We start from the raw sequence: 539 nt of genomic DNA on the forward strand, positions 1-539 counted from the left end.
AAGGTTCTACAGTGTATAAAATACTGTAGTAAAAAAGTTGTACTCTAATAATAATACAAACTTAATATAGAGCAATCTACAATACTACAATAGAATGGATCTTCCTATATGTAGATAGCAATTCCATATATGGAATGTAYCTAATTCTATTTCTATTTGTTCCAATKGAAAGAAAAYTTTGTTCKAATTCTTATATTTCTTTTCTTTCGTATTTTTTYCAATATGAATCTCCATATCTATCGAAAAAGTAAGATCAATGAMGGAAGTTTKATTAAAAAAATCAAGTCGTTTTTTTTACTTTAGCATTTYAAAGAGGTMATTGAGTCACTAACAGGARTTCTGGAGTTCTATGGGAATCCAATTTCAAAAATAATAAAACAAGCGGTAAATGGCCAATATGAAACTCTCTTAAGGCAAAATACATCGTTTTTTTTAGGCATTTTATATTGTTTCTCAGAACAAGTGTGTAGACACTTACCAGAACGGCTGCGTCTTTGAACAGTAAACAGTAAAACAAATAAAATTAGATCTTCCTCATT

At 28.4% G+C, this 539-nt stretch carries 1 protein-coding gene; it reads right to left on the reverse strand.

All coding sequences use genetic code 11. The annotated features are described in order from the left end of the window. Positions 1-347: 347 nt before the first annotated feature. Positions 348-539: hypothetical protein (locus EIZ48_RS29280; RefSeq protein WP_205298655.1), on the reverse strand; the 192-nt coding region annotated here is incomplete at its 5' end.

The organism is Photobacterium alginatilyticum, assembly GCF_009910675.1.
Taxonomy (GTDB): Bacteria; Pseudomonadota; Gammaproteobacteria; order Enterobacterales; family Vibrionaceae; genus Photobacterium; species Photobacterium alginatilyticum.